Source organism: Apibacter sp., from assembly GCF_025291155.1.
Classification (GTDB): domain Bacteria; phylum Bacteroidota; class Bacteroidia; order Flavobacteriales; family Weeksellaceae; genus Apibacter.
Map to the genome: position 1 here is coordinate 1 of NZ_JAMBJZ010000089.1, position 8,339 is coordinate 8,339.

Genomic DNA, 8,339 nt, shown 5'->3' on the forward strand with positions numbered 1-8,339 from the left:
CCATCGTATCATCTACATCATTATTATGAAAAAATTTAACCATGTAAAAACTTATCACGCTAGCTATTAAGCCTATAAAAAAGGAATGACCTAAGGATACAAATCCGGCTCCGGGAGTAATGGCTACTAAACCAACTACAGCTCCAACACATACTCCTACAGAGGATAATTTTTTACCATTAATTTTTTCCAAAAATCCCCAAGTTAAGGCACTTAATGCAGAAGCAGCAGTTGTATTTGCAAAAGCTAATACACCTAACTCATTGGCTGCAAACGAAGATCCCGCATTAAATCCAAACCATCCAATCCAAAGTAAGCTTGCGCCTAAAATTACATAAGGAACTTGCGCTGCAGTAAGTGTTGTATCTCTTCTTTTTTTTAAAAAAATCGCCCCGGCTAGAGCTGCCCACCCCGAACTCATGTGTACTACCGTACCTCCGGCAAAATCCAAAATTCCAGCCTTTGCTAAAATTCCTTCTGGATGCCAAGTAGCATGTGCTAAAGGTGAATAAATAAAAATTGAAAACATTACAATGAATAGTAAATATCCCCAGAAATTTATTCGCTCAGCCACTCCTCCGGAAATTAATGCAGGTGTTATTATAGCAAATTTTAATTGAAATAAGGCAAATAAAAGAATGGGAATTGTAGGTGCACCTACCCATGAAGATGTTGTGCCAATTCCTTGCATAAACATATGAGGTATAGGATCTCCTATTACTCCTCCTATATCGGGTCCAAAAGCTAATCCGAATCCAAACATAAACCATAAAACAGTTATGGTAACCATGGCTATAAAGCTTTGAAAAATAGTACTAATAATGTTTTTATTATTAACCATTCCCCCATAAAAAAAACCAACTCCCGGTGTCATCAAAAATACTAACACTGAGGCTACCAGCATCCAGGATACATCTGCCGCATTGAAATTTACGCCATCTGCTACCGCTTTAGCTGTTCCATCTGCAAACCAATAATTTGAAAAGAGGCTTATAACACCTACAACAATTAAAATTAAAATTAAAAATTTGTTACGCATACCTATATATTTATAGGGCAAAATTATAATTTTTTATTTATAAATAAAATAAACATATATAATTTAATGGGTATAAATATTATTTTTATTATTTTTTTAAGACACCCCTTATTTTACTTAATTATATTTTTAACATACAAGAAACATCTTCCCGATAAAATTATAGTTAGCTTTATCACTAAGTATCATTTTTACATAAAATTATATTATTGTTTTTAAACAATTGAAAATTTTAATTTTTCACATATTGTTTAGATATGCATTTTGCACTTTCTTAAATTATACAATAAGATCATTCAATCCTCACATATAATTATTCAAAATTTTAAACAAATTATCGCCTTAAATAATAAAAAATATATACTACATTATAATAATTGTTTATATATAAAAATAATAATTACATAAATAAATATTTTTTTTATACTTTAAATAAAAAAATAAACTTATCTTTATAATATATTTTATTTATTTATATTTAAAATATAAATACCTGATTTGAAATATTTTACTAATTCTAAATAATAATTATAATGAAAAAAATTATTTTAACAATTTGTACAATTTTAGCACTTTATTCATGTAATAATAATGAAGATCTTTATGACCGTTCATCATCAGTTCCTTCTTTAAGTAAAAATATAATAAACAAGTCAGGAAAAATAGACGGAGTTGATTACACATTTGACAATGTGGAGGTAAATCCTAATTTAGTCATATTAAATTCTAAAAATAGTAAAATCCTTAGTTCTCAAGCTGAAATGTCAAAGGGTATATTCAGATTAGAGGTTTTATCCGAAGATTTAACTAAAGAACTTATATCCGGGAATACTATCTATTTGATTACTGATGAAAATACCTATATTAAAAATATTACTTCAGTAGATCAAAGTAACTCTACTTATAATTTACAAACAACAGATGCGAGCATAGGTGATATTTTTAAAAATGGATCTCTTAAAATTTCATTATCCTCTACCGAACCTACTGTAAATAATAATTCTTTAAAAGCAGTTACCAATTCTTTTGATAGAGATTATATTTTTAAACCTATCATTTTTGACAAAGAATTTAAATTTGATGGAATATCTTTCAATCCTAATACTTTATATACCTCAGCCTTATCAATTAAATTAGGTTTTACTAATACACAGAAATTTCCTAATAAAGTTGAAATGATTTATCAAACAAACTTATCAATTAATCCTCATATAAAATTTGAAAAAGCTATAAATAAAAAATTAAAACATGATTTTGTTGAGCAAATGCCTAATGTAATTTTAGATCAAATAAAAAAAATTGAAGTTGGCATCAATATACCTACCGGTAGTTTTTTAGGGGATATACCGGTAAGAATTAGCATAAACCAAATCAACTTTCCTACAGAGTTAGAGGCTAATATTCAAAATAAATCATACCTCAGTTATAACTTTAACCGATCCCTTAAAATAGGTTTTAAATATTGTAGTGACCCTAATGAAAAAAATACTTTTATTTATGATAATTCGGTTAATCACGTTAATGAAATAGATAGTGACCTGATAGGAGAGGCTACTACTAATATGGAAATTTCAATTATACCTAATATTAAAGTATTTGATTCAAATCTCATAGATATAAATGGAAAAATCATTTTAGGTGTTAATACTTATAATATTGGCGACGTTAATATTTCTCAATCTCCAAAATCATATTCAAAAGGACATTTTCATTCCTCTGCATTATTTTCATTCGGAAGCTTAGGAATTCCGGTTTATTCTACAGATATTTTCAAAAAATCTATTGATCTATGGGAAATTGGAGAATTTGAAAGGACTATAAATTTTTCAAATTTTATACCTGGAAATGCTTCAATACTACCATGCAACGGATTAACATCCTATGGATATGATGTATTTTTAAATTATAAGTATCCTATATCTGGAAAATTAATTTCAGAAAATTTAGAAATGACTTATGATGTATACGCAGACAATGGTGCGATACTTGAATTAAATAAAAAAATAAAAATTTACCCAAAAGACATTACTGCGAATAGTTTTAAATTTCCAATGTGCATTCCTTTTAGAAAAATTGGTTTATTCAATACTGCTAAAACAAGTTACCTAAAAAACATAACTATCAAGGATGCCAATGGTTATGTAGCAAATGGAATATCAGATCCAATTTCAGATATTCTAATAAATGAAATAAAATTAACAAGATAATTCAATATACATTTCATTAAATAAAAAAAGACAAACATAAAATTGTTTGTCTTTTTTTATTAAGAATATTTTAATTATAATAAATTATAAAATTATTGCAATAAATACTTTAAAGTACTTACAGATTATTATTAAATTTGCACGATAAAATTGTTATTATGCAACTTTCAGAACAAGAACTAATTCGAAGAGAAAAATTACAAAAGCTTAAAGATGCCGGGATAAATCCTTATCCTGCAGCCGAATATAAGGTAACACATACTACTCAAGAGATTAAAAACAAATTTAAGGAAGGAGAGAAAGTTGTAATTGCCGGAAGGTTAATGTCTAATCGTATTCAAGGTAAAGCCGGTTTTTCCGAATTACAAGATACTACAGGGAGAATTCAGCTTTATTTTAATAGAGATATTATTTGCCCTGACGATGATAAATTTAAATATAACGATTTTTATAAAAAATTACTTGATTTAGGAGATTTTATTGGAATTGAAGGAGAGTTATTCTTGACAAAAATGGGAGAAAAAACCGTAATGGTTAAGGATTTTACACTACTTTCGAAAGTATTGCGCCCATTACCTCTTCCTAAAATTGATGAAGAAGGAAAAGTACATGATGCTTTCAATGACCCAGAACTAAGATATAGGATGAGATATGTAGATCTTGTTGTAAATCCACATATTAAAGAAATCTTCATTAAAAGGACTCGTCTTTTTAATGCAATGAGAACCTTTTTTAACCAAAAGGGATACTTTGAAGTAGAAACTCCAATTCTTCAATCTATACCCGGAGGAGCTGCGGCAAGACCTTTTATAACGCATCATAATGCACTAAATATTCCTTTATATTTAAGAATTGCAAACGAATTATACTTAAAAAGATTAATCGTTGCTGGATTTGACGGGGTTTATGAATTTTCTAAAAATTTCAGAAATGAAGGGATGGACAGAACTCATAATCCTGAATTTACTGCAATGGAAATTTATGTTGCTTATAAGGATTATAATTGGATGATGGAGTTTACCGAACAATTATTAGAATATTGTGCTATTTCCGTTAATGGTACAACAAATACTAAATTCGGAGATTACGAAATAGATTTCAAAGCTCCTTATGCAAGAATTACCATGACAAATGCCATAAAAAAATACACCGGATTCGATATAACCGGCAAATCTGAAGACGAATTAAGAGAGGCAGCTAAAAATATGGGTATTGAGGTAGATGAAACCATGGGAAAAGGTAAAATTATTGATGAAATTTTTGGTGAAAAATGTGAAGGTAATTTTATACAACCCACCTTTATAATAGATTATCCTAAAGAAATGTCGCCCTTAACCAAACAGCATCGTGATAATCCTGACTTAACGGAACGCTTTGAGCTAATGGTTTGTGGAAAGGAAATTGCAAATTCCTACTCTGAATTAAATGATCCGTTAGACCAACGAGAACGTTTTGAAGAACAATTAAAACTTTCAGAAAAGGGAGATGATGAAGCGATGTTTATTGACCAAGATTTTTTACGCGCACTAGAATTTGGAATGCCTCCTACGGCTGGATTAGGAATAGGAATGGATCGATTAATAATGTTCCTTACTAATAATCCTTCTATACAAGAAGTATTATTCTTTCCACAAATGAAGCCAGAAAAAAAATCGTCATCTATTGAGCATACCGAGGAAGAAAAGGTTATTATTAATTTATTGCAGAATAATGATTCGCAAATGGATTTAAGTGAATTAAAATCTCAATCTGGATTAAGCGGAAAAAAATGGGACAAATCTATGAAATCTCTTTCCAAGCATTCAATAATTAAAGTTATTGTAAATAATGATAATAAGATTGTTGAACTAATCCAATAAAATTTTAATTATAAAAATACGTAAGACTATCATTCATGATAGTCTTTACTCTATTATAAATCAACAAATTCGCATAATGAAAACTTTTAAAATATCATATCCCAACAATTTAAGGTAAAATACTTTTAATATCTACTAAATCTATAGGAATTAAATGAATATACATTCTAATTTCTTATCTTTGATCAAAAAACAAAAAAATATTTATGGAAACAATATCTAAAAATAAAAGCGAGAAATTATTAACAAGCATTGATAATTTAAAATTAAACAAATCTGATTATAAACAGGTTGCATCAGAATTATTTAAATATGATTTTAAAGATTATGACGCTGCTTTTAATATTAGTGAAATTAATGTTCCTGAAGAAAGTTATGTAAGAATACCTATATATTCCGATAATTGCTGTGCTATATTGATGCTATGGGGAATTAATAATAAAACAGCTATTCATGATCATTTAAACTATGATGGCTTAATAAAAGTATTGAAAGGAAATCTTACAGAAATAAGCTATGTTGAAGAAAATAATTTTATAAAATATGAAGGAGAAGGCGTAGCTTCAGAGGGTGCAATTTTTCCAGAAGATTTGGGAGGCATACATTCAGTTGTAAATAATTCTCCGGAAATTTCGGTTAGCTTACATATATATCATACTTCACAAACCTCTTTAAAAGGCGTAAGAATTTTTGATATTGAAAATAAAATGATAGGCATTTTAAATGAAAAGGCTACATCTTGTTCTTGGAATTTACCTAAAGACAATTTTGAGAAAATAACTAAAATATAAATAAAATATATTTTTATTCAAACTATTTTTTAATTCTAATTTCCTATAGAAGTTAGAATTTTATTTTTTATTTATAACGATTATTAATTTATTTTTTTTAAGCATTACGTATTTTATAACTTAAATAAAAAGCTATTTCATTAATAATGAAATAGCTTATCAAATTTATAATTTTTATAAACTATTGTAATAATTTTTGAAGATTTAAAGCATCTTTATTTTGAGGATCTATTGACAAAGTTTTATTCAAATAATTTTCTGCTTTTTCTTTATTGCCTGCTTGATATTCTTTATAGGAAAAGAATGTATAAGCTATAGTCAAATAGGCTTTTTCATTATCTGAATATTCTTTTTTAGGTTCAACCATATCTATATATTTTTGAAATGATTGTGCCGCAAGACCGCTTTTATCATCAGAGTCATACGCATATAAAGCCATTCCTTTTCCTGCATATGCAACTTCCCATGATGGAATTAAAGATATTAACTTATCCCATGATTCAATAGAACCTAAATAATCTTTAGCCTCATATTGTTCTAAAGCTAAATTATACCACGATGTAGTATCATTAGCATTAGCAGCTACCAATTTTTTTAAAGCTTCTATTTTGGAATTGGTAATTGCAGTTTGAGTAGATGCACCAGGACGTAAGGTCAACAGAATGGCTTGATAATCATAAGTTCTGTCTCCTCCTTCTAAAGCTTTAGTCAAATTGAATACAGCCTCTTTCTCTAATTTTTCTTTTTCTTGACCGGTTGCTGAAGATAATAGAGAAGATTGAATTTTTCCCAAAATACCATAATCCGACCCTTCTCTTTTCGATTGTGGTGTAGATTTAAGATATTGATTCATATCATTATATGCTTCAGAAAATTCTGAATTCTCAATTAATACCAAAGCTTTTAACTTATATTTTAATGGATCCGAAATATCATTCCAATTAGCATTCAAAATTGATAGAGATTTGCTATAATCTTTAACATAATAAGAAATCTTGGCTAATTCGAATTGGGTGTAAGAATCATTATTCTCAGTCAAAGAAATGTACTTTTGTAAATTATTTGAAGCATCATTATAATTACCGGTTCTAAAATTAAATTCCGATAAATATTTATATATTAAAGGGTTATTGGGATTGGCAGCCAATGCCTTATCAAAATTTTCAGTAGCTAATTTTACTTGTCCATTAGTTCTTCCCCATATATTACCTATTAATGAATATGGTAGGGATTTATCCTCTGAAATTTCTAAAGCTTTGCTATAATTTGACAATGCTTTACCCGGATCTTTTTTTTCTAAATAGGCATTACCCAAAAGAATATAATATTCAGCCTTATCTTTGCTTTTCACTAAATCTAACAGTCTTTGAAGATATTCTATACTTTTATCATAATCAGAGCTTTCCGGCTTATTATTAAATAATTGATAAGCTTTTGCTATCTGAAACAGAATTTCTGCATTTTTATATTTTGATCCTTTAGCTATATTTTCGAACTCAGTATTCGCTTCTGCTTTATTTCCTTGATACAATTTTATGGTTGCCAACCCAATACTATTTAAATTTGATTTAGAATCTAAGGCAAGTCCCTTATTGAAATTTTTAGAAGCAAGCTCAATATTTGGCTTTGATATAGATAAATAATAAGACCCTAAGTAATAATAATTATCAGCAGAGGGAGATTGAGCTACTAAACTTTCAAAAGTATTTTTTGCTTTGCTGAATTGGTCGCTTCCTAAATACTTTATACCTTCTTGAATACTTTGTGCATTCATAAATCCTGATAACATCATAGCAGAAATTACAAATGTGGCACCCATTTCTTTTTTCGTGTAATTCATTCTATATCTTATTTTTTTATTGTACTTAATTTTATTAAATTTACTTATGTTTAGTTAGTATCATTTTAAGAATATAAAAAATTTAGCAAATTTATTTTATTAATCTCTTAAGCATAATTAATCAATGTAATTCTACTCTTCTCTCATATAAATAGTAAGGTTGTAGCCCAGCCCTAGTGACAATAAGTTGTCCCCTTTGAGATCCACAGAATCTTGCAAAACTACTACCAACCTTAAAACTGTTTTCTGCATTTAATAGAAATATTCTTTTTGTAAACGGATATATACCCTTTCTTAAATTGGGAACTGTCGGGTATATTCTAGTATCCTTAATCTTTATTGGTAAAATTTTTACTTTTGATAGAAACTTTTTAACTTCATTATTATTTTCTTCACTAAGCTCATCAAATCCTATAACCCCAATATGTGAAGTATTTTTACTTACAAAATCGATTACTTCTTTACCATTAGTAAATGAATTTATTTTCTGATCTTTAGAAAGATTAAATCCTAACTTTTTTTTTAAGTTATTAAAATTGCTTGAATTACCACCATCAAACACAACTTTACTCTCTTTCGATTCGATATTGGATTTTAATGAAC

5 protein-coding genes and 1 pseudogene are annotated in these 8,339 nt (G+C 28.0%); 3 read left to right on the forward strand and 3 right to left on the reverse strand.

Features of this window, described 5'->3' with window-relative positions; translation table 11 throughout:
• A partial coding sequence (locus M3Z80_RS08240) for an ammonium transporter (RefSeq protein WP_293919103.1) occupies positions 1–1,039 on the reverse strand: 1,039 nt, incomplete at its 3' end.
• Between the two features lie 533 nt (positions 1,040–1,572).
• Here M3Z80_RS08240 and M3Z80_RS08245 point away from each other — a divergent pair.
• The 3 genes from M3Z80_RS08245 to M3Z80_RS08255 all read left to right on the forward strand — a co-directional run bounded on the left by M3Z80_RS08245 (position 1,573) and on the right by M3Z80_RS08255 (position 5,896).
• Complete coding sequence (locus tag M3Z80_RS08245; protein WP_293919105.1) at positions 1,573–3,246, forward strand: hypothetical protein; 1,674 nt, start codon at positions 1,573–1,575, stop codon at positions 3,244–3,246.
• 158 nt (positions 3,247–3,404) lie between these two features.
• Positions 3,405–5,105: a lysine--tRNA ligase gene (lysS, locus tag M3Z80_RS08250; protein ID WP_293919106.1), complete on the forward strand. Its 1,701-nt coding sequence runs from the start codon at positions 3,405–3,407 to the stop codon at positions 5,103–5,105.
• A gap of 206 nt (positions 5,106–5,311) precedes the next feature.
• Positions 5,312–5,896, forward strand: a complete 585-nt coding sequence (locus M3Z80_RS08255; RefSeq protein WP_293919108.1) for a cysteine dioxygenase — start codon at positions 5,312–5,314, stop codon at positions 5,894–5,896.
• 181 nt (positions 5,897–6,077) lie between these two features.
• Here M3Z80_RS08255 and M3Z80_RS08260 read toward each other — a convergent pair whose 3' ends face one another.
• Both M3Z80_RS08260 and M3Z80_RS08265 read right to left on the reverse strand, forming a co-directional pair.
• Positions 6,078–7,736, reverse strand: a complete 1,659-nt coding sequence (locus tag M3Z80_RS08260) for a tetratricopeptide repeat protein (protein ID WP_293919109.1) — start codon at positions 7,734–7,736, stop codon at positions 6,078–6,080.
• 121 nt (positions 7,737–7,857) lie between these two features.
• Positions 7,858–8,339 (reverse strand): annotated as a pseudogene (locus tag M3Z80_RS08265) (hypothetical protein); the annotation flags it as partial.

Coding starts and splice junctions, on each gene's coding strand:
- M3Z80_RS08260 (WP_293919109.1), bottom strand. CDS start 7,736: ATGAATTACACGAAAAAAGAAATGGGTGCCACATTTGTAATTTCTGCT.
- lysS (WP_293919106.1), top strand. CDS start 3,405: ATGCAACTTTCAGAACAAGAACTAATTCGAAGAGAAAAATTACAAAAG.
- M3Z80_RS08245 (WP_293919105.1), top strand. CDS start 1,573: ATGAAAAAAATTATTTTAACAATTTGTACAATTTTAGCACTTTATTCA.
- M3Z80_RS08255 (WP_293919108.1), top strand. CDS start 5,312: ATGGAAACAATATCTAAAAATAAAAGCGAGAAATTATTAACAAGCATT.